This window comes from Maribacter sp. R86514 (assembly GCF_044597005.1).
GTDB lineage: Bacteria > Bacteroidota > Bacteroidia > Flavobacteriales > Flavobacteriaceae > Maribacter.
This window is the reverse complement of sequence record NZ_CP138999.1, coordinates 1,358,150-1,383,692: the sequence shown is the minus strand read 5'-3', so window position 1 is coordinate 1,383,692 and position 25,543 is coordinate 1,358,150. Positions and strand designations below refer to the sequence as shown.

At 35.6% G+C, this 25,543-nt stretch carries 20 protein-coding genes; 15 read left to right on the top strand and 5 right to left on the bottom strand.

What is annotated here, in order from left to right:
- Positions 1–32: 32 nt before the first annotated feature.
- Complete coding sequence (locus SJY30_RS06260; RefSeq protein WP_396634722.1) at positions 33–2,426, top strand: penicillin acylase family protein; 2,394 nt, start codon at positions 33–35, stop codon at positions 2,424–2,426.
- 2 nt (positions 2,427–2,428) lie between these two features.
- Entirely contained in the window at positions 2,429–3,964 is a 1,536-nt protein-coding gene (locus SJY30_RS06255) for a YifB family Mg chelatase-like AAA ATPase (RefSeq protein WP_396634721.1), read from the top strand.
- Positions 3,965–4,083: 119 nt separating this feature from the next.
- Here the strand turns inward: SJY30_RS06255 and SJY30_RS06250 are convergent, their stop codons facing one another.
- On the bottom strand, positions 4,084–4,647 hold the full coding sequence (locus SJY30_RS06250) for a hypothetical protein (RefSeq protein ID WP_396634720.1): 564 nt from the start codon (positions 4,645–4,647) through the stop codon (positions 4,084–4,086).
- A gap of 10 nt (positions 4,648–4,657) precedes the next feature.
- A complete protein-coding gene (locus SJY30_RS06245; protein ID WP_396634719.1) occupies positions 4,658–5,104 on the bottom strand; it encodes a hypothetical protein in 447 nt (148 codons plus the stop codon).
- Between the two features lie 214 nt (positions 5,105–5,318).
- Here SJY30_RS06245 and SJY30_RS06240 point away from each other — a divergent pair, with 214 nt between their 5' ends.
- From SJY30_RS06240 to SJY30_RS06190, 11 genes are all read left to right on the top strand, one after another.
- Entirely contained in the window at positions 5,319–6,512 is a 1,194-nt protein-coding gene (locus SJY30_RS06240; protein WP_396634718.1) for an Nramp family divalent metal transporter, read from the top strand.
- Positions 6,513–7,256 carry a 5-oxoprolinase subunit PxpA gene (gene pxpA / locus SJY30_RS06235; RefSeq protein WP_396634717.1) on the top strand — a complete coding sequence of 248 codons (744 nt, stop codon included), beginning with the start codon at positions 6,513–6,515 and terminating at the stop codon, positions 7,254–7,256.
- Entirely contained in the window at positions 7,253–7,990 is a 738-nt protein-coding gene (pxpB, locus tag SJY30_RS06230; RefSeq protein WP_396634716.1) for a 5-oxoprolinase subunit PxpB, read from the top strand. The genes pxpA and pxpB overlap by 4 nt, the downstream gene beginning before the upstream one ends.
- Positions 7,983–8,822: a biotin-dependent carboxyltransferase family protein gene (locus tag SJY30_RS06225; RefSeq protein WP_396634715.1), complete on the top strand. Its 840-nt coding sequence runs from the start codon at positions 7,983–7,985 to the stop codon at positions 8,820–8,822. Before pxpB ends, SJY30_RS06225 begins: the two co-directional genes overlap by 8 nt.
- Positions 8,823–9,213: 391 nt before the next feature.
- On the top strand, positions 9,214–10,890 hold the full coding sequence (gene ilvD / locus SJY30_RS06220; protein WP_396634714.1) for a dihydroxy-acid dehydratase: 1,677 nt from the start codon (positions 9,214–9,216) through the stop codon (positions 10,888–10,890).
- A gap of 92 nt (positions 10,891–10,982) precedes the next feature.
- Positions 10,983–12,716 (top strand): biosynthetic-type acetolactate synthase large subunit, encoded by a 1,734-nt coding sequence (ilvB, locus tag SJY30_RS06215; RefSeq protein WP_396634713.1) that lies wholly within the window; start codon positions 10,983–10,985, stop codon positions 12,714–12,716.
- A 16-nt stretch (positions 12,717–12,732) separates the two neighbouring features.
- Positions 12,733–13,311, top strand: coding sequence for an O-methyltransferase (locus SJY30_RS06210; protein WP_396634712.1), 579 nt, complete (start codon positions 12,733–12,735; stop codon positions 13,309–13,311).
- Positions 13,312–13,374: 63 nt separating this feature from the next.
- The gene (gene ilvN / locus SJY30_RS06205; RefSeq protein WP_036153906.1) at positions 13,375–13,893 is read left to right on the top strand and encodes an acetolactate synthase small subunit; all 519 of its coding nucleotides are present in this window, start codon (positions 13,375–13,377) and stop codon (positions 13,891–13,893) included.
- 40 nt (positions 13,894–13,933) lie between these two features.
- Positions 13,934–15,409, top strand: a complete 1,476-nt coding sequence (gene ilvC, locus SJY30_RS06200; protein ID WP_396634711.1) for a ketol-acid reductoisomerase — start codon at positions 13,934–13,936, stop codon at positions 15,407–15,409.
- 155 nt (positions 15,410–15,564) lie between these two features.
- On the top strand, positions 15,565–16,830 hold the full coding sequence (gene ilvA / locus SJY30_RS06195) for a threonine ammonia-lyase (RefSeq protein ID WP_396634710.1): 1,266 nt from the start codon (positions 15,565–15,567) through the stop codon (positions 16,828–16,830).
- Positions 16,831–16,920: 90 nt separating this feature from the next.
- On the top strand, positions 16,921–18,507 hold the full coding sequence (locus SJY30_RS06190; protein ID WP_396634709.1) for an NADP-dependent glyceraldehyde-3-phosphate dehydrogenase: 1,587 nt from the start codon (positions 16,921–16,923) through the stop codon (positions 18,505–18,507).
- Between the two features lie 35 nt (positions 18,508–18,542).
- On the opposite strand, the gene SJY30_RS06185 is transcribed toward SJY30_RS06190, so the two are convergent.
- Complete coding sequence (locus tag SJY30_RS06185; protein ID WP_396634708.1) at positions 18,543–19,181, bottom strand: tetratricopeptide repeat protein; 639 nt, start codon at positions 19,179–19,181, stop codon at positions 18,543–18,545.
- Between the two features lie 108 nt (positions 19,182–19,289).
- Positions 19,290–21,443, bottom strand: a complete 2,154-nt coding sequence (locus tag SJY30_RS06180; protein WP_396634707.1) for a carboxypeptidase-like regulatory domain-containing protein — start codon at positions 21,441–21,443, stop codon at positions 19,290–19,292.
- A 252-nt stretch (positions 21,444–21,695) separates the two neighbouring features.
- Here SJY30_RS06180 and SJY30_RS06175 point away from each other — a divergent pair, with 252 nt between their 5' ends.
- Entirely contained in the window at positions 21,696–22,895 is a 1,200-nt protein-coding gene (locus SJY30_RS06175; RefSeq protein WP_396634706.1) for an MFS transporter, read from the top strand.
- Positions 22,896–23,099: 204 nt separating this feature from the next.
- Entirely contained in the window at positions 23,100–24,368 is a 1,269-nt protein-coding gene (locus SJY30_RS06170) for a serine hydrolase domain-containing protein (protein ID WP_396634705.1), read from the top strand.
- A 73-nt stretch (positions 24,369–24,441) separates the two neighbouring features.
- Here SJY30_RS06170 and leuB read toward each other — a convergent pair whose 3' ends face one another.
- Positions 24,442–25,497 (bottom strand): 3-isopropylmalate dehydrogenase, encoded by a 1,056-nt coding sequence (gene leuB / locus SJY30_RS06165; protein ID WP_396634704.1) that lies wholly within the window; start codon positions 25,495–25,497, stop codon positions 24,442–24,444.
- Between the last annotated feature and the right edge of the window lie 46 nt (positions 25,498–25,543).

Sequence of the window (25,543 nt, the reverse complement as noted above, 5' to 3'; positions counted from 1 at the left end):
TTAACTTGGGAACAATTCCCCCAAACTGAACTATGAAAACACTTAAAAAAATAGGAGCTATCCTATTGGTTATTATTACACTTCTGATTATTGTTGTCGGACTATTTGCATATACTTTAAAACCAGATTATTCTGGTGAAAAAGAACTTGCAGATCTTGAGAAAGAGGTAAACGTCTATTATGATGAATACGGTATTCCGCATATTTACGGAGCCAATGAAAAAGATGCCTTTAGAACTTTAGGCTACGTACATGCCCAAGACCGACTTTGGCAAATGGAACTTCTTAGAAGAATTGCCAGTGGTGGTTTGTCAGAAGTTTTTGGTGCTGATTTAATAGGTACTGATAAATTCTTTTTATCACTAGGTATTGCAGATGCTTCTAAAGTGACAGCAAGTAATGCAGATGCGAACGATGAAGGTGTTATTTTGGCTAAGGCTTACTTAGACGGCATCAATCAACTTATAAAAGAAGGACCAACACCGGTAGAGTTTTATCTAACAGGTATAGATAAAAAAGAATTCGTTTTAGAAGACGTTTATAACACTATAGGCTATATGGCTTTTAGTTTTGCCATGGCCCATAAAACAGATCCTCTTTTAACCACTATAAATGCCAAATTAGGACCTGAGTATTTAAATGGTTTACATGTAGGGTCAAGTGTGGAAACGGAATGGATTAAAAACTATAACCCAACCACATCAGACACTATTCAAAATAACCTTTCGGCTTCTGTAAACAAGGCTTTAAGTGTGTTGGATATTCCTTTGTTTGAGGGTAGTAATAGCTGGGTTATTGCTCCAGAAAAAACTAAGAATGGTGAAGTCATTTTTGCCAATGATCCTCATATTGGTTTCTCACAGCCTTCGGTTTGGTTTGAGGCGCATATAGAGACACCTACATATTCTAAGTATGGATATCATATTGCAGGTATACCATTTCCGTTATTAGGGCATAATAGAAATGTTGCCTATGGTCTAACTATGTTCGAGAATGATGATGTTGATTTTTATTTTGAAGAGAATAACCCTGATAACGAGAATCAGTATTTATCTGAAAATGGATATGTAGACTATGAAATTATAACGAAATCTTTTAAGGTTAAAGATTCTTCTGATGTTGAGTTTACCTATAAAAAATCAATCCACGGTCCAGTTTTAAATGGTATCGCCGATCAAGTACAGGGCGAAAGACCAATTGCTATGTCTTGGTTATACACGCAAATGGAAAATAAAGTAATAGATGCATTATTTGGTTTAAGCCATTCTAACAATCTTAAAGAATTCAAGAAAGCATTACCGAAAATTCATGCGCCGGGATTGAATATTATGTACGGCGATAATGAAGGTAATGTAGCTTGGTTTGCTACTGCGCAACTATATAATATTCCAGATTCAGTAAATACAAAGTTGATTTTTGAAGTGGGAGAAGGGCTTCCAGTTGAAAAAGAATTTATACCATTTAACAAAAATCCGCAGGCTATAAATCCACCAAGTAACTATGTGTATTCTGCCAATAATCAACCTGATTCCATTGCTGGTATGCTTTACCCTGGTTACTATTTGCCAGAAAATAGAGGAAAGCGAATAGTTCAACTTTTAGAGCCTAAAAATGATTGGAATTTAGATTCGGCAAGTGAAATGATTACTGATGTTGTTTCATCTGTAGATCCAGAAATTGTTACCAATTTATCTAAATACTTAGATGTTTCTTTATTGAGTGAAAATGGATTAAAAGCAATTGATAGTTTAAAAATGTGGACGGGAAATTACAAGCTGTCTTCAATTGAAGCCACTATATATAATAGATGGGTTTATTATTTTTTAGAGAATACGTTTAAAGATGAATTAGATGAGGATTTATTCAATCAACTTATAAATACCCACTTTGTTAAACGGTTAATAGCTCCGTTATCTAAGGATGAAGAATCCGTATGGTTAGACAATTTAAATACTTCCAACGTTCAAGAAAGCATGGCAGACATCGTGAATACATCTTTTATGGATGCCATAGCTTCTTTAGAGAAAGACTTTGGTAATAATATGAGTTATTGGCGTTGGGAGAGAGTACATAGTATTGAACATCCCCATCCTATTGGTCAAATTGCCGCGTTGCGTTCCTTTTTTAATGTTGGTCCATTTCCCGTTAATGGTACAAGAGAGGTCATAAACAACTTGGCATTTTCGTACGATAAAACAGGTTATTATAAAACTACTTCAGGTCCCTCAACAAGAAGACTTGTAGATTTTTCAAACGTAGAAAACAGTATTAGTATTCTACCTACCGGGCAATCCGGTAATCCGTTCAGTAAACATTATAGGGATCAAGCGGAAATGTACGTCAACGGAGAGTTTCGAAAAATGATGATGAACAAGGCAGAAATTCAAAAGAGTAAAGAAATCCTTACTTTTAAGCCAAAGGATTAAAAATGCTTACAAAAGTTTATGGGAGTGCGGTATTTGGTGTAGAAGCCACAACGATTATTGTTGAAGTGAATATCGATAAAGGAATTGGCTATCATTTAGTAGGGTTGCCCGACAATGCAATTAAAGAGAGTAATTATAGAATAGCCGCTGCACTACAGAATAACGGATATAAAATTCCAGGTAAAAAAATAACCATAAATATGGCGCCTGCTGACCTTAGAAAAGAAGGTTCTGCATATGATCTTACCTTGGCAATCGGTATTTTAGCAGCATCTAGTCAAATAAAATCAGAGAATATAGAGAAGTATATCATCATGGGCGAACTGTCTTTAGATGGTAGTCTGCAGCCTATAAAAGGAGCTCTGCCAATAGCTATTAAAGCACAGGAAGAAGGTTTTACAGGTTTTATCCTGCCAACCGCTAATGCTAAAGAAGCTGCTATCGTTGGAGATTTAAAAGTATATGGAGTAGATAATATTAAGCAGGTTTTAGATTTCTTTGATCAAGGAGTGCCATTAGAGCAAACCATTATTGATACACGAGAAGAGTTTTATAAAAGTTTAGATTTTCCAGAATTTGATTTCTCGGATGTGAAAGGACAAGAAAGCATTAAGCGCTGTATGGAGATAGCAGCTGCCGGAGGTCATAATATAATTCTAATTGGTCCTCCAGGTGCCGGTAAAACGATGTTAGCAAAAAGGCTGCCTTCTATTTTACCGCCAATGACCTTGCATGAAGCTTTGGAAACCACTAAAATTCATAGTGTTGTCGGTAAAATCAAGAATATGGGGTTAATGAGTCAGCGACCATTTAGAAGTCCACATCATACCATTTCAGACGTCGCACTTGTAGGTGGCGGTGCATACCCGCAACCGGGAGAGATATCGCTTTCTCATAACGGGGTTTTATTCTTAGATGAACTTCCTGAATTTAAGCGTGGCGTTTTAGAAGTTATGCGTCAACCTTTAGAAGATAGGGAAGTAACTATTTCTAGAGCTAGATTTACAGTTACCTACCCAAGTAGTTTTATGTTGGTCGCTAGTATGAACCCTAGTCCGGGCGGATATTTTAACGACCCAGATGCTCCGGTAACTTCGTCACCTGCTGAAATGCAACGCTATTTAAGCAAAATATCAGGTCCATTATTGGATCGAATAGATATTCATATTGAGGTTACTCCTGTACCGTTCGAAAAATTATCTGAAGAACGAAAAGGGGAGAGTAGTGTCGATATCAGAAAACGAGTGACAGCAGCACGAGAGTTACAGACCGCAAGATTTGAGGGTATGGAAAATGTACACTATAATGCTCAAATGAATACAAAACAGATTCGTGAATATTGTAAGTTAGACGATAAGTCTAAAGCCTTGTTGAAAAATGCGATGGAAAGATTGAATCTTTCTGCGAGAGCATATGACAGAATTTTAAAGGTGGCAAGAACAATTGCAGATCTTGGTGGTGCCGATGATTTGGATGGAAACCATATTTCTGAAGCCATACAATACCGCTCATTAGATAGAGAAGGTTGGCTGGGGTAGTATTACTAAAAATGAACAAGAATTGAATGGTCATTATATTTCAAAAACCATTCAAAACTGTTCACCAACTTGAGAGGGTTGGTTGGGGTATAATCGTCTGTAATAAAGAGAAGTCTTCCTTAAGAATATAATTCTTCATTGTTAATATCGTCTTCTGTGTTTTTTGGTGCTGTAAAAATATCTTTAAGTATGTAACTGGTTACAATGGTTAAACCAAGAGTAAGAACAGGTATGGAGTAATCCCAGGTTAACAAATGCATTAATCCGCCACATATAAGGGTAATTACACCTATAACCATTACAAAATTCCATATAATTTCGGTTATGCTATTGTTTACATCTCCGTCTTTTGACATGAAATAAGAAGTACCTTCCATAGCAAACCAAGCAATAAAAGTAAATGCCGTGCCAATTTGAAAAAACAAGGTATGGGTAAAGTCTAAAATTGTCAATATTCCGTTGGTTGTCCAAAAGAGCACTAAAGCCATTTTTATTAGGTCAACGGACTTCTTTTCTTCTTTTCTTGAAAAACGAATTGTATATAATACCAGTATTGCGGCAAAAGAAATAAATATAATTCCTTCAGAAAACGGATAATGAAGTATTCGCATAACCATACCTATTAAAAGAGTTGCTATTGCAGCCCTAATAGGGTTTCTAAATGCTTTTTTAGAATTTTCCATAGCTAGTTTTTTAGTTAATAACTTTAATGTTGGCTTTTAAGCCTTCCATTATTCCGATAATATTATTTACGGTTTCATTTAGATAATAGCGTACTACAATGTGCGGAATTCTAATGGTCGTAAAACCATTTTTGAATGAGTGCATTGCTTCTTCTAAATTATTGATAGCTTCATGTTCTGTTAGCTTTTCATATTCAGAATCAATTTCAATATTGAGTTTTACACGAGAAATGGCAATGTCAATTGACTTTTTACCATCCCACCATTCTAACATAGAATTTACACCTGATTCTTTAAGGGCATAATACAGCTGTATAGCTTCTAATGGTGTGTTGTGTTTATTTATCAATAATTTTATTCGCTCATGGTGTTTTGCGCATAGCTCTACACCTGCACTTTCCATTGCATTTTTGTGATCTAAATAACCGAGTTCTTTCTTACATTCTAAACAAATCATTAATAGGTTAAGTTTATGGATTGGGGATAGCTATAACCTCGTTGTTTTTCATTTATTATGTAATCTCGATGAATGACATCTAAGTTTTAGATGAACTGCATTTTTTTAGATAAACTGCATTTTGAAATGTTAAAATTGTGGTGAAAATGATTCTGAGTATGGTGAGGAAAGTCATATATACCCGTTATATTTACAAGAACGATAATTTTGTTAAATGTTTAAGAAATTAGGTCCGGGAGTATTGGTAGCCGCTGCTTTCATTGGTCCGGGTACGGTTACGGCATGTACCTTGGCAGGAGTGGATTTTGGCTTTAGTTTGCTGTGGGCCATGCTGTTATCTATCATCGCAACTTATATTCTACAAGAAATGTCTGCGCGTTTAGGTATAGTGACACAAAAGGGGTTGGCAGATGTAATTAAGCAAGAACTCCGTAATCCATGGATTCGTAATAGTGTTATAGCTCTTATCTTTTCCGCCATTATAATAGGTAATGCTTCTTATGAAGCCGGTAATATTGGTGGGGCCACATTAGGTATGGAAGCTTTGTTCGGTACAACATACGGTAATTTATACCCCTTTATATTAGGGGGTCTTGCTTTTCTATTATTATATCTAGGGAGTTATAAGGCCTTGGAGAAAGTATTTATAGTACTGGTACTTATTATGAGCCTTTCTTTTGTTATGACGGCTATATTGACCAAGCCATATGTGTGGGAACTTCTAAAGGGATTGTTTATACCAAAAATTCCTGAAAAAGGTATTCTTACCATAATCGCTTTGGTAGGTACTACCGTTGTTCCTTATAATCTTTTTTTACATGCCGCCTTGGTCAGTGAGAAATGGAAATCTAAAGATGATCTTAAATTGGCTAAAAGAGATACTTTGGTATCTATTATATTAGGAGGCCTGGTATCTGTCAGTATTATTATTTCCGCTGCGGCTATTAATTCATCTGAAGTTAATAATGTAATAGATATGGCGAAAGCTTTAGAGCCATTGTATGGTTCCGCTGCGTTATATTTTTTAGGAATAGGTATGTGCGCAGCAGGTATTACTTCGGCAATAACGGCGCCTTTAGCTGCAGCTTATGTTGCCAATAGTTGCTTTGGTTGGAATGCTGAATTCAAAGATGCTAAGTTTAGAATGATTTGGATGATTATTTTAGGGCTTGGTGTTTTCTTTTTATCATTTGGAATAAAACCTATTGAGATTATAAAATTCGCACAGATAACAAATGGATTGTTATTGCCCGTTATTGCGGTATTCTTATTATGGGTTGTAAATAGAGCAGGAGTTATGGGGAAATTTAAGAACTCTGTGTTGCAGAATATTTTTGGCGGACTAATAATTCTTCTTTCCGTTTTATTGGGGGCTAAAAGTATACTAACCGTTTTAGGTATTTTATAGATGACTAAAAAAGTTATTGATATTAATTGCGATGTAGGAGAGGGTATTGGTAACGAGAAAGACCTTTTTCCCTTGATAAGCTCTTGTAATATTGCTTGTGGCGGTCACGCTGGTTCAAAAGAAACTATTTTGCAATGTTTAGAACTAGCAAAAAAATTTGGAGTTAAGGTTGGTGCGCATCCATCGTATCCTGATATAGAAAATTTTGGGCGTATTAGTATGTCAATTTCTAATGATGAGCTTATTAAAAGTATTCAAACTCAAATAAAGTTGTTTGAATCTGTGCGAGAAGAAATTAATATCACATTACATCATATTAAGCCCCATGGCGCTTTGTATAATGATATAGCCAAAGATGAACATTTGGCAGAAACTTTTTTAACAGCGATAGCACCTTATAAACATACTGCCTTATTATATGTTCCTTTTAACAGCGTCATTCATAAATTGGCAGTTAAAAACGGATTTAAAGTTTTAGTAGAAGCCTTCGCAGATAGAAATTATAATAATGATTTAAGTTTGGTGTCAAGAAAAGAAAAGAATGCTTTAGTTGCTAATGATAAAGAGGTGTTGAACCATATCTTACGCATGTATAATGATAAGGTGGTAAAAACAATAAATGGCGATTATGTAACTATAGAGGCAGATACCTATTGTATTCATGGTGATACTCCTGCTGCATTGCAAATTTTGGCGTATCTTTCAAATGAATTGCCACATCATAATCTACAAGTAAAATCGTGAATTCCCCTAAAATAAATATTAAACCGTTCGGTGTTCATTCTGTCTTAATTGAATGGCCTAATGAGGTCAGTGAAATTATATTAGAAAAGATATTACATTTCGAAAGGTTTTTAATCAAAGAAGTGTTTACCAATAAAGAGTGGGAGTTGGTACCTTCTTATAATTCTCTTTTAATTATAAATAGGACGAAACAACTTGATTTCCAGAAATTATCTTCTGAATTACATAAGTGGTACTTGCAATTAAAAGAGTCACCTAAACCGGATAGATATTTGTGGCGATTACCGGTTTCGTATGATTTGGAGTTTGGTCTAGATGTAGAGGAAGTAGCAAATCAACTGCATAAAACGAAAGAAGATATTATTGCCTTGCATACAGGTGCTACATATACCGTTTTTGGTATCGGATTTTTACCTGGTTTTATGTATTTGGGCGGTATTGATAAAAAACTGGAAATACCAAGAAAAGCTACACCAAGGTCAAGAGTGGTAAAAGGTGCAGTAGGTATTGCTGGTAAGCAGGCGGGAATTTATCCGCAAGAGTCTCCCGGTGGGTGGAATATTATCGGAAATTGTGCGGTTCCTATTTTTGATGAATCCAAAGAGAATCCTTGCTTTGTAAGTGTAGGTGATAAAATTGAATTTTATGAAATATCAAAAGCCGAACATGATCTTTGCAAAATAGAAGCTGAGGTAGGAATTTATAAACCTGAAAAAATTAAGATAGATGCTTAAAGTATTAAAAGCAGGTTTTTATACAACTATACAAGATACAGGTAGATTTCATTATAGAAATAAAGGAGTTCCTGTTTCTGGAGTTATGGATGAGATTTCGGTTTTTAAGGTAAATTCTCTACTTGAGAATGAAGAATCTGCTGCTGTGTTAGAAATTACCATGACCGGACCAACGCTTATTTTTGAAAAAGAAACCTATATGGCACTTGGTGGGGCAAAAATGTTAGCTACGCTGAATAATCTTCCTGTTCAAAATTATAAGGTTTATACGATAAGCAAAGGTGATATTCTTTCTTTTGGTAAATTACAAAAAGGTTTTAGATCATACTTAGCTGTAAAAGGTGGCTTTACTTCTAAACAAGTATTAGGTAGTAGGTCTTTCTATCAACCGATCACAAAATATAATAGATTAACTGATAATGATGTCGTGCCATTTGCGGTACAAGAAGATTTTCAACCTAAAATACCAGAGATTAAGGTAGCTTCATTTTTAGACGATTCTGTTCTTGAAGTAAATAAAGCCCCGGAATTTGATATATTGACCGATAAGCAGTTAGAAGAAATTTTCTCTAGAACATTCACTGTTGCACATGAGAACAATAGAATGGCATATCAATTGACCGAAACTATACAGGCACATACAATTTCAATGCTTACGTCTGCGACTATACCTGGTACGGTACAGTTGACACCTGCGGGCAAACTAATTGTGTTAATGAAAGACGGACAAACAACAGGCGGCTATCCAAGAGCGGTTCAATTAACCGATAGGGCTATTTGCATATTGGCACAAAAGAAAGGTGGAGATACCATTAGCTTCAAATTGGTGTAATTTAATACTTTTTGTACCGATTTTGTTAAGGGGTTATTTATCAGCTATTTTTTAAGTACTATTGTAGTATGATATTATCAAATTTAAATATTAGACTAGTCATTGTCATTCCTACTAAGGGATGATATAGTTTTTCATACAATGAAAAAACCTGTATCAGATTTATTTGATGCAGGTTTTTTTATGAAATATGAATAATATCCGTGAGTTTTGAAGTATTGAATATGGTATATAATGACTATTTAAATATTTGGTATTCAATTAATTAAGTTCATTTTTGATAAAGTGAATTTGTATTGTCTATTATTGTTAAAATTAGAAATTTTTATAAACTTTTATCTTTGATTAAGTAGTATTTAAGAAATCAAGATAAGCATACGAGATTTAGATTATGGAATTAAATAAATACAGTAAAAACGTTACTCAAGATCCAACACAACCGGCAGCACAAGCAATGCTATATGCTATTGGTTTTAAAGATGAAGATTTTACTAAACCGTTAGTTGGTATTGCAAGTACAGGTTATGAAGGTAACCCTTGTAATATGCACTTAAATGATTTGGCAAAATTGGTTAAAGAAGGGGTTAACTCTAAAGAAACTGTAGGTTTAATTTTTAATACTATTGGTGTTAGTGATGGTATTTCTATGGGTACCCCGGGAATGCGTTTTTCATTACCATCTAGAGATATTATTGCAGATTCTATGGAAACTGTTGTGCAAGGTATGTCTTATGATGCATTGGTAACGGTTGTAGGTTGTGATAAGAATATGCCAGGAGCATTAATGGCAATGATACGATTAAATCGTCCTGCAATTTTAGTGTATGGAGGAACAATAGCATCTGGTTGTCATGAAGATAGAAAGCTTGATATTGTTTCTGCGTTCGAGGCATGGGGAGAGAAAGTAGCTGGTACTATGGACGATAAAAATTATAAATCCATCATTAAAAAGTCTATACCGGGAGCTGGAGCTTGTGGAGGTATGTATACAGCAAATACTATGGCTTCTGCAATAGAAGCGCTAGGAATGTCTATGCCATATAATTCTTCTAACCCTGCAATCAGCAACAATAAAGAAGAAGAGTGTATTGCAGCAGGAAAGCAAATGCGTATTCTTATAGAAAAAGATATTAAGCCTCTGGATATTGTTACGCGCAAATCTTTAGAGAATGCTATTCGTTTGGTAACCATTATGGGAGGCTCTACAAATGCAGTATTACATTTCTTGGCAATCGCAAGAGCTGCGGATATTGATTTTACGCTTAAAGATTTTCAGCATATAAGTGATACTACTCCATTCATTGCAGATTTAAAACCTAGCGGTAAATATTTAATGGAAGATGTTCATAGAATAGGTGGTATACCGGCTGTTTTAAAATACTTGTTGAAAAATGGTCTTTTACATGGAGATTGTTTAACCGTTACAGGGAAAACATTAGCGGAGAATCTAGAAAATGTTCCAGATTTAGAAGAAGGTCAAGACGTTATTATGCCTTTAGATAAACCAATTAAGGCAACTGGGCATCTAAGAATGTTATATGGTAATTTGGCGGAGAATGGTTCCGTAGCTAAAATTACAGGAAAAGAAGGTTTGTTATTTAAAGGAACAGCAAAAGTGTTTAATAGTGAGTATGATGCCAATGACGCTATACGAGGAGGTAAAGTAGAAAAAGGAAATGTAGTCGTCATTAGATATGAAGGTCCTAAAGGAGGTCCGGGAATGCCAGAAATGCTAAAACCTACAGCGGCCATAATGGGTGCAGGTTTAGGTAAAGATGTGGCATTGATTACAGATGGTCGTTTCTCAGGAGGAACACACGGTTTTGTAGTAGGGCATATTTCGCCAGAAGCACAAGAAGGTGGGACTATTGCTTTAGTTAAAGATGGAGATACAATTACAATTGACGCAGAAACAAATTCTATTAATGTGGAAGTGTCTGATGAGGAATTAGCAAAACGTAAAGAAGCATGGGTAGAGCCGGCTTTAAAGTTTAAGAAAGGAGTATTATACAAATACGCTCGTTCTGTATCATCTGCAGCACAAGGTTGTGTAACCGATGAGTTTTAAATAACACCGGCTAGACTTTAGAAAGTCTAGAAGGATTTTAATATCAGGTAATTGTAACTCTTATATGCAATGCTTGAATTTGATTATGAATTATGGAAACAGTAAAAGAGAAGAAAAAAGGTACAGATTCCAAGAAATCTATTAAGATTTCTGGAGCAGAGGCAATAATTCATTGTTTGTTGGCAGAAGGTGTCGAAACAATGTATGGCTACCCTGGTGGGGCTATTATGCCCGTCTACGATGAGTTATATAAGTTTCAAGATAAATTAACACATATTCTTACAAGACATGAACAGGGTGCTACGCATGCTGCTCAAGGGTATGCTCGTGTTTCCGGTAGAGTGGGTGTCGCAATAGCAACATCCGGTCCTGGTGCAACTAATTTGGTGACTGGTCTTGCAGATGCCCAGATAGACTCAACACCAATGGTTTGCATTACTGGTCAAGTTACTAGGCAACTGTTAGGTACCGATGCTTTTCAAGAAACTGATATTATTGGTATTTCTACACCGGTAACGAAGTGGAATTACCAAATTACAGAGGCTTCTGAAATTCCAGAAGTAATGGCGAAAGCGTTTTACATTGCTAAATCTGGTAGACCAGGTCCGGTATTGATCGATATTACTAAAAATGCACAAATAGATGCTTTCGATTTCTCTTATGAGAAATGTACTGCTGTACGTAGTTATAAGCCGGTACCTAAACCAAAAATGAGTGCAATTCAAGCTGCTGCAGATTTAATTAATAGCGCTAAAAAACCATTTATAGTATGGGGACAAGGTGTTATACTTGGTCAGGCTGAGCAAGAATTGAAAGAATTGGTAGAGAAAGCGGGAATACCTGCTGCATGGACCATTATGGGAGCTTCGGCTTTAGATACGGCTCACCCTTTAAATGTGGGTATGGTTGGTATGCACGGTAACTACGGGCCAAACCTAATGACCAATGAGTGCGATTTGTTAATTGCCATAGGTATGCGTTTTGACGATCGTGTAACAGGTAGATTAGAAGATTACGCCAAACAAGCAAAAGTTATTCACTTCGAAATTGACCCTGCTGAAATTAACAAGAATGTGCATGCAGACGTGGCAGTTTTAGGTAATTCAAAAGATACTTTAGGGTTGTTACTACCATTGATAAATGAGAACAAACATGAGTCTTGGCATAATATCTTTAAAGAAAAATATAAAATTGAGTTTGATACGATTATAAAGAATGACATTCACCCAACCAAAGAAGGTTTAACTATGGGTGAGGTCATCGAAGAAATTAATTTGGCTTCAAATAACAAAGCGGTTATCGTTTCTGATGTAGGTCAACATCAAATGATCGCTTGTAGATATGCTAAATTCTCCCAGTCTAAAAGTAATATTACCTCAGGTGGATTAGGTACTATGGGTTTTGCTTTACCAGCAGCTATAGGTGCCAAAATGGGCGCTATGGATAGGGAAGTGGTTGCTATCATTGGAGATGGTGGTTATCAAATGACTATTCAGGAATTAGGTGTGATTTTTCAACATAATGTACCTGTTAAGATTGTTGTTTTAAATAATGAGCATTTAGGTATGGTGCGCCAATGGCAAGAGTTGTTCTTTGAAAAAAGATACGCATCTACCGTAATGGTGAATCCTGATTTTGTAAAAATAGCTGAAGGTTATAGCATTGAGGCAAAAAGAATATCTGAACGTAAAGATTTAAAATCTACCATTCAAGAAATGATGGCTTCTAAAGAACCTTATTTCTTAGAGGTTAAGGTTGAGCAAGAAGATAATGTATTTCCTATGATACCTTCTGGAGCTTCGGTTTCTGAAGTTAGATTGAAATAGCAGCAATAACAATCTCATGAACGATACGAACATACAGGACATTCCTAAAATACATAAGGAGATAACTCGTAAATCTGAGGAAATCGGATTTACGATGCCTTCAGACCTGTACGTTGGTAGCTTTCTCAAAACCTTAATAGCTTCTAAACCAAATGGTAATTTTTTAGAAATTGGAACTGGTATTGGTCTAAGTCTTTCTTGGATGATTGAGGGTATGGATGCTGATTCTAAATTGATATCCGTAGATAACGATCAAGAATTAATTTCTATCGCTTCTAGTTATTTTGGTGATGATGATAGAGTTGAGGTTGTTTGCAAAGATGGTGCTGATTGGATCAAGGAATATTCAGGTGCAAAATTCGATTTGATTTTTGCAGATGCCTGGCCAGGTAAGTACAGTGAAATCGATGAGGTTTTAAATTTGATAAATGTTGGCGGCTTTTACATTATAGATGATATGACCAAACAGCCAAATTGGCCAGCCGGTCATGAAGATAATGTAATTGAACTGACAGCGTATTTAGAACAACGTAAAGATTTACAATTGACCAAAATGAATTGGTCTACAGGCTTAATAATGGCCGTAAAGAAATAGTAAAGAATAATTATAATGACACCATAAAATCCTTTTGAAGAAAGGAATAGGTAATTAAAGCTTATGGAAAATAAATGGTTTACAATATCGGTATATTCAGAAAATAATGTTGGATTACTGAACAGAATATCAGGTATATTTTTAAAGAGACATATAAATATAGAGAGTTTAAATGTCTCTAAATCAGAGATTGATGACGTTTCTAAATTTACAATTGTTGCTCATACAACTGAGAAGTGGGTACATAATATCGTCGGGCAAATAGAGAAACAAATTGAGGTTATTAAAGCATATTACCATACAGATGATGAAACCATTTATCAAGAATCTGCTTTATTCAAAATAGCATCAGGACTTCTGTTTGACGAGCGTCAAATTCAGAACATTATAAAAGATAACAATGCACAGATTGTTACCGTATCAAGAGACTTTTTTGTAATCGCCAAAAGCGGTAGAAGAAATGAAATTGATGAAATGCACGATCAATTAAAACCTTACGGCATAATGCAGTTTGTAAGATCTGGTCGTATATCGGTTACTAAGGATGAGATGAAAATTTCAGCGATACTAAAAGAATTTTAAATAAAGAATCTAAACAATAATCAAATAAAGTAAATACAAAATGGCCAATTATTTTAATACGCTATCATTAAGAGATAAATTAACGCAACTTGGAAAATGCCGCTTCATGGATTCATCTGAGTTTGCAGATGGCGTAAATGCTTTAAAAGGCAAAAAAATTGTAATCGTAGGTTGTGGTGCACAAGGTTTAAACCAAGGGTTGAACATGAGAGATTCTGGTTTAGATATCGCTTACACACTTCGTGATGCTGCTATAAAAGAAAAAAGACAATCTTTTGTAAATGCAACTGAAAACGGATTTACAGTGGGTACCTACGAGGAATTGATTCCTACTGCTGATGTTGTGATTAACCTTACTCCAGACAAACAGCATACTGCCGTAGTAGGTGCTGTTATGCCATTAATGAAAAAAGGTGCTACACTGTCTTATTCTCACGGTTTTAATATTGTAGAGGAAGGTACACAGGTTCGTGAAGATTTGACGGTGATTATGGTAGCTCCTAAAAGTCCTGGTTCTGAGGTAAGGGAAGAGTATAAGAGAGGGTTTGGCGTACCGACTTTAATTGCGGTGCACCCTGAGAATGATCCAGAAGGTAAAGGTTTAGCTCAGGCAAAAGCTTATGCTGCTGGTACAGGCGGTCATAGAGCCGGTGTATTAGAGTCTTCTTTTGTTGCTGAGGTAAAATCAGATTTAATGGGAGAGCAAACTATTCTTTGTGGTTTGTTACAAACAGGTTCTATTCTTTGTTTCGATAAAATGATCGAAAAAGGAATCGATGCCGGTTATGCTTCTAAATTAATCCAATACGGATGGGAAACTATCACCGAAGGAATGAAGTATGGTGGTATTACGCATATGATGGATCGTCTTTCAAATCCTGCTAAAGTAAAGGCATTTGAATTATCAGAAGAATTAAAAGATATCATGCGTCCGTTGTTTCAAAAGCATATGGATGATATTATGACCGGTCATTTCTCAAAAACGATGATGGAAGATTGGGCAAATGATGATAAGAACTTATTAACGTGGAGAGCTGCAACTGGTGAAACTGCTTTCGAGAAAACTCCTGCAGGTAGCCAAGAGATTACCGAGCAAGAGTTTTATGATAACGGTGTGTTAATGGTAGCCATGGTTAGAGCGGGTGTTGAGTTGGCTTTTGAGGCAATGACGGAATCTGGTATTATTGCCGAGTCTGCATACTACGAGTCTTTACATGAAACTCCATTGATAGCGAATACAATTGCTCGTAAGAAATTATTTGAAATGAACCGTGTTATTTCTGATACTGCAGAATATGGTTGCTACCTTTTTGATCATGCGTGTAAGCCATTATTGACTGATTTCATGAAGGGAATAGATACTGATGTAATTGGTACTAACTTCTCTGGAGATGTTGATAATGACGTTGATAATGCACAGTTAATTGCTATAAATAAGGCATTACGTACGCATCCGGTAGAAATAGTTGGTACTCGTTTACGTGAGTCAATGACAGCAATGAAGCCTATCGTATAGAGTTATCATATTTTATAGATATACCGATTGTCCGGTTGGGTGCATTCTAAAAGTTATGACCATTTATTAGGTTGTAGTTTTAAAAGTAATGTTCTCAAGCGGACAATTTAGGTTTAATGCTAGTTATAATTTTTTAATCACAGAATGCTAATAATATGAAAGGGTCAAAGCCGGCATATTTTCCAAAATTAGATGATGTCTTACAAGCTGCACAAACCATTGCTGAAATTTCAGAAGTAACTCCGTTAACAGATAGTATTCGTTTGTCAAAACAATACAACTGTCAAGTTCGTTTAAAGCGTGAAGATTTACAGCGAGTACGTTCTTATAAAATTAGAGGTGCCTTTAATAAAATAAGCTCCTTAACCGAAGAAGAGCGGGCAAAAGGTGTCATTTGTGCAAGTGCAGGTAATCATGCCCAGGGTGTGGCATTTGCTTGTTTTCATTTAAAAATTAAGGGTACTATTTATATGCCTTCTGTTACACCAAAGCAAAAAGTAGAACAAACGAAACTTTTTGGTGGCGAATGGGTTGATATAGTTTTGGAAGGCGATACGTTTGATGATGCCTCAATGGCAGCTAGAACTTATGGTGATAAACACGGAAAAATTTTTGTACATCCGTTCGATGACCCTAAAATTATAGAAGGTCAAGCAACAGTTGGTCTTGAGCTGATTTCGCAATCAAAAATACCTATTGATTATCTTTTTGTTTGCATTGGTGGCGGTGGTCTAGCATCTGGACTTATTAGTGTTTTTAGTGAGCTTTCGCCTAATACTAAAATAATAGGCGTAGAACCAAAAGGTGCTCCATCTATGAAAACATCCATAGATAAGGGAGAAGTAGTTTCGCTTGATCATATAGATAAGTTTATTGATGGTGCAGCGGTAAAAAAAGTAGGTAACTTAACTTATGCTATCTGTAACTATTATTTAGATAATATGATTACGGTAGATGAAGGCAAAGCATGCCAAACTATTCTAGATCTTTATAATAGGGATGCTATTGTGGTTGAACCTGCTGGTGCTTTGTCTATTGCAGCTTTAGATGATTATAAAGAAGAAATTGCTGGTAAAAATGTAGTGTGTATTATTGGTGGTAGTAATAATGACATTACCAGAACGGCCGAAATTAAGGAAAGAGCTTTATTATATGGAAAACTAAAGCATTATTTTATCATTAGATTCCCTCAAAGACCAGGAGCCTTAAAAGAATTCGTGGTTGACATTCTAGGACCTACGGATGATATTACGCATTTTGAGTATTCAAAGAAATCCAGTAGGGAAAATGCTCCGGCAGTGGTAGGTATAGAATTAAAGAATCCAGACGACTTGAAGCCATTGATAGAACGTATGAAATCTAACAATTTCTATGGAGAATATATAAATGATAAACCGGACTTGTTTGAGTATTTGGTTTAAACTACTTTTAATACTACAGATTTAATTTCTAGTTTTTTAGAAATCAATCTATAATTCAATTATCAATCATAGTGCAAAATAGAAAATGAAATGAGCGATATTAAGATTCCAGAAGAATTTCAAATTACATCAACTATAGACCAAAAACATTATTTGGTCAACGGAGAATTAAAGGAATGGAAGGGTGAGACTACAGAAGTATATTCTACCATTTCTTCAACAAAAGAATACAAACCAACATTATTGGGTAGTATTCCAGATTTGCAAGAGGCAGAAGCGTTAGATGCCTTAGATGGTGCCTTAAAAGCATATGATAAAGGGCAAGGAGTGTGGCCAACAATGCATGTTAAAGACCGTATTGAGTGTATGGAGGTTTTTGTTACAAAAATGAAAACTAAAAGGGAGGAAGTAGTTAAATTGTTAATGTGGGAAATTGGTAAATCCTTACCAGACTCTCAGAAAGAATTTGACCGTACCGTTGAATATATTGAAGATACTATTGAAGACTATAAACAATTAGATCGTGATGCTGCAAAGTTTACGAAACATGATGGTGTGTATGCTCATATTAAAAGAGGACCTTTAGGTGTTGTATTATGTTTAGGACCTTACAACTATCCGTTAAATGAAACTTTTGCTTTGTTGATTCCTGCAATTATTATGGGGAACACCACCATCTTTAAACCTGCAAAGCATGGTGTTTTATTGATTACTCCACTTTTAGAAGCTTTTCAAACAAGTTTTCCAAAAGGTGTTGTAAATGTGTTGTTTGGTCGCGGTAGAACTGTTGCTGCACCAATTATGCAAACGGGTAAAGTAGATGTACTGGCTTTAATAGGTAATAGTAAATCTGCAAATGCGCTACAGGATCAACACCCAAAGAGCAATAGACTACGTTTAGTACTAGGTTTAGAGGCTAAGAACCCTGCAATTATACTACCGGATGCCGATTTAGATTTAACCATAAACGAGTGTCTGGCAGGTACTTTGTCTTTTAACGGCCAACGTTGTACGGCATTGAAAGTGGTGTATGTTCATGAAGAAATCAGTGCGGAGTTTAATAAGAATTTTGCCAGTAAAGTGGATGAGTTGAAATTTGGAAACCCTTGGGAAGACGGAGTAAAATTAACTCCATTGCCAGAACCTGATAAGGCTGCCTATATTCAAGGTTTAATTGATGATGCGCTTTCAAAAGGTGCAAAGATCATCAACAAAAAAGGAGGTAAGCATTTTGATAATTATATATGGCCTGCAGTTCTTTACCCTGTTACGAAAGACATGCGTGTGTATCAAGAAGAGCAATTTGGACCTATCATCCCTATAGTACCATTCTCTGATATTGAAGAACCTTTAGATGATATGGCAGAAAGTAACTACGGTCAGCAAGTTAGCTTGTTTGGTAAAGATGTTTATGCACTTTCTCCATTAATAGATACCTTGGTTAACTTGGTTTGTCGTGTTAATTTAAATAGTTCTTGCCAAAGAGGACCAGATGTTTATCCCTTTACCGGAAGAAAAGATTCTGCACAAGCAACCTTAAGTGTTCATGACGCATTACGTTCGTTCTCTATTAGAACTTTTGTAGCATTTAAAGACAATGAATTGAATACTGAAATAATTCAGAATTTATTGGAAGCCAAACTTTCTAATTTTGTGAGTACAGATTATATATTATAAAGGTCTTAAACTTAGACTATAAAAAAACTCTCCTATTAATTAGGGGAGGTTTCTTTTTTACAATTAGCACTAATCTCGTTAGCTCTTTCCAAACCGGAATAAGGATAGTAGGGTACCGTTTGTTCTTCTTCATTGAATAATACAATGGCACGTTCAACATCTTCACAATAGGGAGTTATAGATTTACCGAAGAATTTAGCTGCACCCATATCCCATTCAGTCTTACCTAATAGTACTCTTGGATTGCTTGGTGCAATTGCTAGTGCCTTTTGATAGATAGCTACATTCTCGCCTGACAAAGTCATACCGTATTTTGCACCATCAAAAGCAATGTAGGCTGTGTTTAATAGCGCATAGGTTATCATTATTTCAGGATTGTTTTCTGATATTTCCGAGGCGTTATCTAAAAATTCTTTCGCCCTTGTCAGCTTTGTATTTAATAACGCTTCGTCTTTTAACCCAAAACTGCTTACTATTTCTATCAATCCGGCATAATAGGGTGGTAGCCAATTATCGGTTTCAGCAGATGCTATTCTTTCAAATAGTTGCACAGTCTCCGTATTTTTTTGTTGCTCCCATAAAGCAAAAGCTTCATTCATACCTTTTTCATATGGTGTTTGTGCACTTAAGCTTAGCGTAAAAATAAATGTAGCGATTAATAGTACTGTTTTCATGATGTAAAGTTTTTTAGTTATGTATTGATGCTCAAATATCTTTTTATTCCGTTACTTTTTATAAAATAGATGACCCAATTGTAGGTTCTTGGTGTTGAATTGTAATTTTTAAAGGTTATCTAATTGGTTGTCATTTTTATTTTCACTAATTGTCCAGAAGAAACCAATGAAAAAGAAGCGGTCGGCAGCTGGTGTAATAGTTCTTCTATCAAATAAACCATCTGTATTGGTCTGGTTAGCGTATTGATATCCATTTACATTTTTGGTTCCTAACACATTACTTACCGACACGTATAATATTTTCTGTGGACTAATTAAGTACGCGTAATTCGCATTTAATGAATTGAAGCTTTTTGCTTCCTCCGTTAAGAATCCTCCTAAATTTGGGTCTGTGTATTTTCTTCCAGATGCATAATTATAGCTGAAGCCCAATTGACTTTTCCAATCCTCGATCCATCGTTTTACTACCAAAGATGCATTATGTTTTGATGCGAAATTTGGCGTAGCACTTGTTGGAAAATTTTGATAGTTTCTTTCCGTATCCAGGTAAGAGTATGACATCCAATACTCAGTATTTTTAATAGACTTATTATCTCTCCAAAATATATCCAATCCTTTGGCGTAACCACTTCCACTGTTATTATAAGTTGAAGTAGGTAAAGCAAACGGAGTCTCGTATTTTACTAAATTGCCATACTCTTTATAATATGCTTCTGCTCTGAATATTTGTTTGTTTTTTACATATTGATAATTGGCTATGTAGTGGGTTGTATTCTCAGCAGTAAAATCAGAATTATATTTTAAGTAATCGTTCTTCGGGTTTTGAAAGAATTCACCATATGCCAACGAGAATTGAGAATTTGCACCAGATTTATAGGCTAATGATAGTCTTGGTGAAAGATTAAATTCTTGTAATAATTCAGAATATTCTCCTCTCAATCCAATCTTGGTAGCCAGTTTTTTTGAAAAGAAAATATCTGTTTCTACAAAGCTGCTGAATATATTGTTATCAAACTCATAATCGTCTTCAAAACCAGAATCTTCGAAGTTCTCTGTAAAGTTTGTTGCGAAATATTCTGCCCCAAAGTTTAATTTGTAGCGACTAGAGAAATACTTTTTAAAAGCTAATTTTAAGTGTGCTGAATTTTCATTGTCGGTAATATCAGAAGTATTGTATTTAATTTCTGAGTGGTCATTGGCAAAACTAATACCTGTGGCAATGCTCCAGTCCTTTTTTAAAAAGTCTTGATAAGACGAGTTGATGTAAAGATTTCTATTTTTTAATCCGAAGCGTATACCATCAGCTACATTAATGTCTTCTTGTGTTAGATCAAAGTTTACCGAACTGTATGCTCCATAAACTTTTAAAAGTCCGTCGTTATTAAATTTATATCTATATACCGCTTCACCACCTACAGATTCTACGGGTTTATGCCATTCATTATTATCAGGATACAGTTTTTGATAAGGTGCTAAATTGATATAGGACGTATTTAAGCTAAGTGAACTTTTCTTCCATTTTTGGGTATTTCCAAGTCCCAGCCCAACGGTCATAATAGAAATTTCAGTTTTCTCTTCTTGTGGTTCGTTTATACTATTTAAAAGTAAAACACTTGATAAGGCTTGTCCGTATTCAGCTGAATATCCTCCGGTAGAAAATGTAATTCCTTTAAATAGAAATGGAGATAGCCTACCTCTTGTGGGTATGTTGTTTGCAGAAGGGGAGTAGGGTGTAAATACACGCATACCGTCTACAAAAATTTGTGTTTCTTCTGCGTCACCTCCTCTTACGAATAATCTACCGTCTTCGGCAACATTTGATGTTCCTGGTAATGTTTGCAAAGCGCCAACAAAATCCCCTAAAGCTCCTGCTGTGGTTACAATATCTAAAGGTTTTAATGCGGTAACCTTGGCGTTGTCGCCAGCATTGAACGTTCCTGCATTTACGGTTACAGCGTCTAGGGTATTTACATCATCCTTGAGTTTTATAATAATGGTATTGAGCTTCGTGACATCATCTGCTTTAGAATAAGTCTCAAATGAAATGGAAGATGCAATTAGTGTTTGTACGCCGGTTGCGGTTGTTTCAAATATAAATGTGCCATCTTCACTGGTGGCAGTACCATCATAAGTGCCTTTTAGATAGACACTTGCTCCCATAATTGGTGAGCCTTGTTGATCAATGATTTTACCCGAAATGGTTGTTTGCGAGAATAAATTCGAACATAAAAGTGTAAGTAATAAGAATAATAGCGTCTTCATTGTTGATTATATTTTGATTGATATCACAAATATGAATCGTAATTGAAGGTTTGAATAAATTGATTTTCTCAGTTGTAGAATTTCTATACTGAATTGTAAAAACTGAATATATGTTGCTAATTCACACGGTTAATTATTAACATAAATATGGTAATTCATGCGTGATGTAACCAGGATATTGGTTTTAACTTTGTCTTTTTAAAATTGATCGAGAACCTATAGTATATATGTTAAACTTAAAATTTATAAGTTATGGATGCTATAAAATCAAATAAGAAAGCATTATTTGCTTTAGCCATCGGAGGTTTTGGAATAGGACTTACCGAATTTGTTATCATGGGAATTTTGACTGAAGTTTCTGGGTCGTTAGGAATAACAATTCCGCAGGCAGGTCACTTTATTGCAGCATATGCATTGGGCGTTGTAGTAGGTGCACCATTATTAACAGGCTTAGGTTCTAAGCTTACGCCTAAGAAAATGCTGTTCTTATTAATGATATGGTTTACAGTATTTAATACCTTGTCCGGACTTGCCACAGGTTATACCAGTTTGTTGTTTATGAGATTTTTATCTGGTATTCCGCATGGTGCTTTTTTTGGTATCGGTGCTGTAGTAGCTACAAAATTGGCTAAAAAAGGCAAAGGTGCGCAAGCTATTTCAATTATGTTTTCTGGTCTTACGGTTGCTAATGTTATTGGAGTGCCTATTGGTACTTATTTAGGGCAGCAGTTCAGCTGGAGTGTTTCTTTCTACCTGGTAGGCTTTGTTGGTTTATTGGCTTTAGGAAGCATTTACCTATGGATGCCAAAAATTGAAGTAGACGAAACCGAAGAAAAAGTAAGTGTTTCTAAAGGATTAAAGAATACTGAACTTTGGGCATTAATTGCACTGACCACTATAGGTACAGGCGGATTCTTTGCTTGGTACAGTTACGTAGCCCCATTAATTACGGATGTTGCTGGTTTGCCAAACCACTTTGTTGGTTACGCTATGATGTTAGCTGGCTTAGGTATGGTAGTTGGTAATTTTTTAGGTGCGAAGATGGCAGAGTTATTTTCACCCTTGAAAGCGGTAATAATAAGCTTATCGGTTATGTGCGGTGTTTTATTATTGAATATGATTATAGCTACTAACCCTTATTTATTAATGGTATTGACTTTTGTTATTGGAGCAATTTCATTTACGGTAGCCACACCTATTCAGATGGCGATAATCAATACTTCTAAAGGTTCTGAAATGCTGGGTTCTTCTATGAACCAAAGTGCTTTTAATATGGGGAATGCATCTGGTGCTTATTTAGCCGGATTACCTATCGCATTTGGCTACGGAATTATTTACTCTAGTTTAGTAGGCGCTATTTTGGCTTTTTCCGGTGTTGCAATCGCTGTAGCTATTTTAATAGTTAGAAAGAGAAAAGAAATTAAATATAGAAAAATGGCGATGAGCTGTTAGTCTTTATTTTTGTAAATTTTAAAAAAGGAACTTCAAAATGGGGTTCCTTTTTTTTTGTCTAAATATTCAGCCGCATGCTTATTTTGAATTTATTTTGTTGCCTTGTAATCAGTTGGTTTGATTGTTAAATTTTTCATTTTATGTAGTTCATCGGTAATTTTATCCATTTTATCACGTTGTTAGAGTACCAAAACTTACAATGCTGTGTCACGTACCAAACTATTTCTGGGAGCCATAATTATGGTTCTTTTACTTTTTGTTCTTACGGCTTCCTCATTTAAGCCAGAACACTCAGAAGCAATTATTTCCAATCCCAACCCTGTTAAAACCCTTGCGGAGAAAAGGGAAATTAAACTCTATAATATTCGTCAACAAGCGCTGAACGAAGCCTTGACCGATTATTTCAATAAAGCTATTGCCTCTGGTGATATTGTTGGAGCGGGCGTAAGTATTGTGAGTGGAGACTCTGTTGTTCTCTCTGATGGATATGGTAAAAGAAGTTTCAACAGTAAAGAATCTGTTGACGGAGAAACGCTGTTTAGACTAGGTTCTATATCAAAAGGCTTTACCGGTGTTTTAGCAGCTAATTTAGAAAGCGAAGGTAAATTACACCTTAATGATAAAGTGGCTGATTATTTACCGAATTTCCATTTTGGTAATCAACGGAATACTCAAAAATTAGAAGTAGCACATTTGCTTTCTCACACTACAGGAACTCCATACCACAGTTATACAGATTTAGTAGAGGCGGGTTACACCATGTCATCGATTAGCGAAAAATTCAATAAAATAAATCCGATTGCCGAACCTGGTGCTCAATATAGCTATCAAAATGCCATGTTTTCTGTTTCACAAGAAGTGATGTTGAAAGCAACAGGAAAAGATATTCAAACGCTTTTAGAAGAAAAATTCTTTAAACCTTTGGGTATGAATTCTGTGTCTATGGATCATAAGACATTAATGCAAAATGAAAATATTGCGCTACCACATATTAGAAGAGGTCATCGATTGAGAACAGTTTTGCCAAGAGATAACTATTATAATGCTATTGCTGCAGGTGGTATCAATGCAAACTCTGAAGATATGGCTAAGTGGATGCGTTTTTTGCTAGGTCATAATCCTGATGTAATGTCTAGAGAAGATATGGCTCAGGTATTTAAACCTTTTGTAGAATTAAATGGTCATAGAAAATATTATCAAAAATGGCCAGGACATGTGAGTTCAGGTTATGGTTTTGGTTGGAGAATACACACTGTAAAAGAGAATGAGAATGCCCCTGAGGAAACTATTTGGCATCATGGTGGTAGTGTTAACAACTACAGAAATGAAATTGCACTTTTTCCAGATTCGGATTTAGGTATTTGTGTACTAATCAACGGACCATCGAAATTGGTTAAGACCGTAATTCCTGATTTACGTGCAATCGTTAAAAGTATTTATGAACAAGAAATTGAAATAGCTACAAGTATTTAAGTACATTGTAATTATCAGATATTAAAAATCCCTTTAATCAAAGATTAAAGGGATTTTCTTTTAGGTATATTTCTTAAATGTTGCTAGCTAACCAATCGCCAACTTCACTTGTTTTGTAACTTTTACCACCATCGGCAAGATCTTCGGTTACATAACCTTCTGCTAAAGATTTGTTTACTACGCGTCTAATTTCTTCAGCTTCTTCTGTCATATTCATGTCTTCAAAAAGCATGGCTGCTGAAAGTACGGTAGCTAACGGGTTAGCGATATCTTTACCAGCTGCTTGTGGATACGAACCATGAATAGGTTCATATAAAGAAACATCACTACCTACAGATGATGAAGGCATAAGTCCCATAGAACCTGCAATTACAGATGCCTCATCAGTTAAAATATCCCCGAACAAGTTCGCCGTTATGATAACATCATACCCTTTTGGCCATTGAATTAAGCGCATTGCAACCGCATCGATAAACTCATAAGTTACTTCTACTTCTGGATAATTTTTTTCCATAGCCTGTACAGTCTCTCTCCAAAGTCTAGAAGATTCCAATACGTTGGCTTTATCAACACAACATAATTTTTTAGAACGCTTCATAGCGAAATCAAAGCCTTTTTTAGCTAATCTTTCTATTTCAAAACGTTGGTAGGTCATAGTGTCAAAGGCGGTATTACCGTCATCTTTTCTTCCACGCTCACCAAAGTAGATACCACCAGTTAATTCACGAAGAATTATTAGGTCGGTACCTTCAATACGGTCTTTTTTTAATGGCGACTTTTCTATAAGAGAAGGGAATGTAAATGTTGGTCTAACATTGGCAAACAAACCTAATTTCTGTCTCATCTTCAATAACCCTTGCTCTGGACGAACTTTTGCAGAAGGGTCATTATCAAATCTAGGATGACCTATAGCGCCAAAAAGAACTGCATCAGCATTTGCACATATTTCATGTGTCTCATCTGGGTAAGGTTCACCAACGGCATCAATGGCCGCTGCACCTGTAAGAGCAGGTTTCCATGTAATATGGTGCTCATACTTTTTTGCAATGGCATCACATACTTTTACTGCTTGATCAATAACTTCAGGACCGATACCATCACCGGCCAATAAGGCAATATCTAATTTCATGGTTTATCGCTTTTTCGCTTTTCGCTGTACGCTAAACGCTATACTT

Coding starts and splice junctions, on each gene's coding strand:
- SJY30_RS06260 (WP_396634722.1), top strand. CDS start 33: ATGAAAACACTTAAAAAAATAGGAGCTATCCTATTGGTTATTATTACA.
- SJY30_RS06255 (WP_396634721.1), top strand. CDS start 2,429: ATGCTTACAAAAGTTTATGGGAGTGCGGTATTTGGTGTAGAAGCCACA.
- SJY30_RS06250 (WP_396634720.1), bottom strand. CDS start 4,647: ATGGAAAATTCTAAAAAAGCATTTAGAAACCCTATTAGGGCTGCAATA.
- SJY30_RS06245 (WP_396634719.1), bottom strand. CDS start 5,104: ATGATTTGTTTAGAATGTAAGAAAGAACTCGGTTATTTAGATCACAAA.
- SJY30_RS06240 (WP_396634718.1), top strand. CDS start 5,319: ATGTTTAAGAAATTAGGTCCGGGAGTATTGGTAGCCGCTGCTTTCATT.
- pxpA (WP_396634717.1), top strand. CDS start 6,513: ATGACTAAAAAAGTTATTGATATTAATTGCGATGTAGGAGAGGGTATT.
- SJY30_RS06225 (WP_396634715.1), top strand. CDS start 7,983: ATGCTTAAAGTATTAAAAGCAGGTTTTTATACAACTATACAAGATACA.
- ilvD (WP_396634714.1), top strand. CDS start 9,214: ATGGAATTAAATAAATACAGTAAAAACGTTACTCAAGATCCAACACAA.
- ilvB (WP_396634713.1), top strand. CDS start 10,983: ATGGAAACAGTAAAAGAGAAGAAAAAAGGTACAGATTCCAAGAAATCT.
- SJY30_RS06210 (WP_396634712.1), top strand. CDS start 12,733: ATGAACGATACGAACATACAGGACATTCCTAAAATACATAAGGAGATA.
- ilvN (WP_036153906.1), top strand. CDS start 13,375: ATGGAAAATAAATGGTTTACAATATCGGTATATTCAGAAAATAATGTT.
- ilvC (WP_396634711.1), top strand. CDS start 13,934: ATGGCCAATTATTTTAATACGCTATCATTAAGAGATAAATTAACGCAA.
- ilvA (WP_396634710.1), top strand. CDS start 15,565: ATGAAAGGGTCAAAGCCGGCATATTTTCCAAAATTAGATGATGTCTTA.
- SJY30_RS06190 (WP_396634709.1), top strand. CDS start 16,921: ATGAGCGATATTAAGATTCCAGAAGAATTTCAAATTACATCAACTATA.
- SJY30_RS06185 (WP_396634708.1), bottom strand. CDS start 19,181: ATGAAAACAGTACTATTAATCGCTACATTTATTTTTACGCTAAGCTTA.
- SJY30_RS06180 (WP_396634707.1), bottom strand. CDS start 21,443: ATGAAGACGCTATTATTCTTATTACTTACACTTTTATGTTCGAATTTA.
- SJY30_RS06175 (WP_396634706.1), top strand. CDS start 21,696: ATGGATGCTATAAAATCAAATAAGAAAGCATTATTTGCTTTAGCCATC.
- leuB (WP_396634704.1), bottom strand. CDS start 25,497: ATGAAATTAGATATTGCCTTATTGGCCGGTGATGGTATCGGTCCTGAA.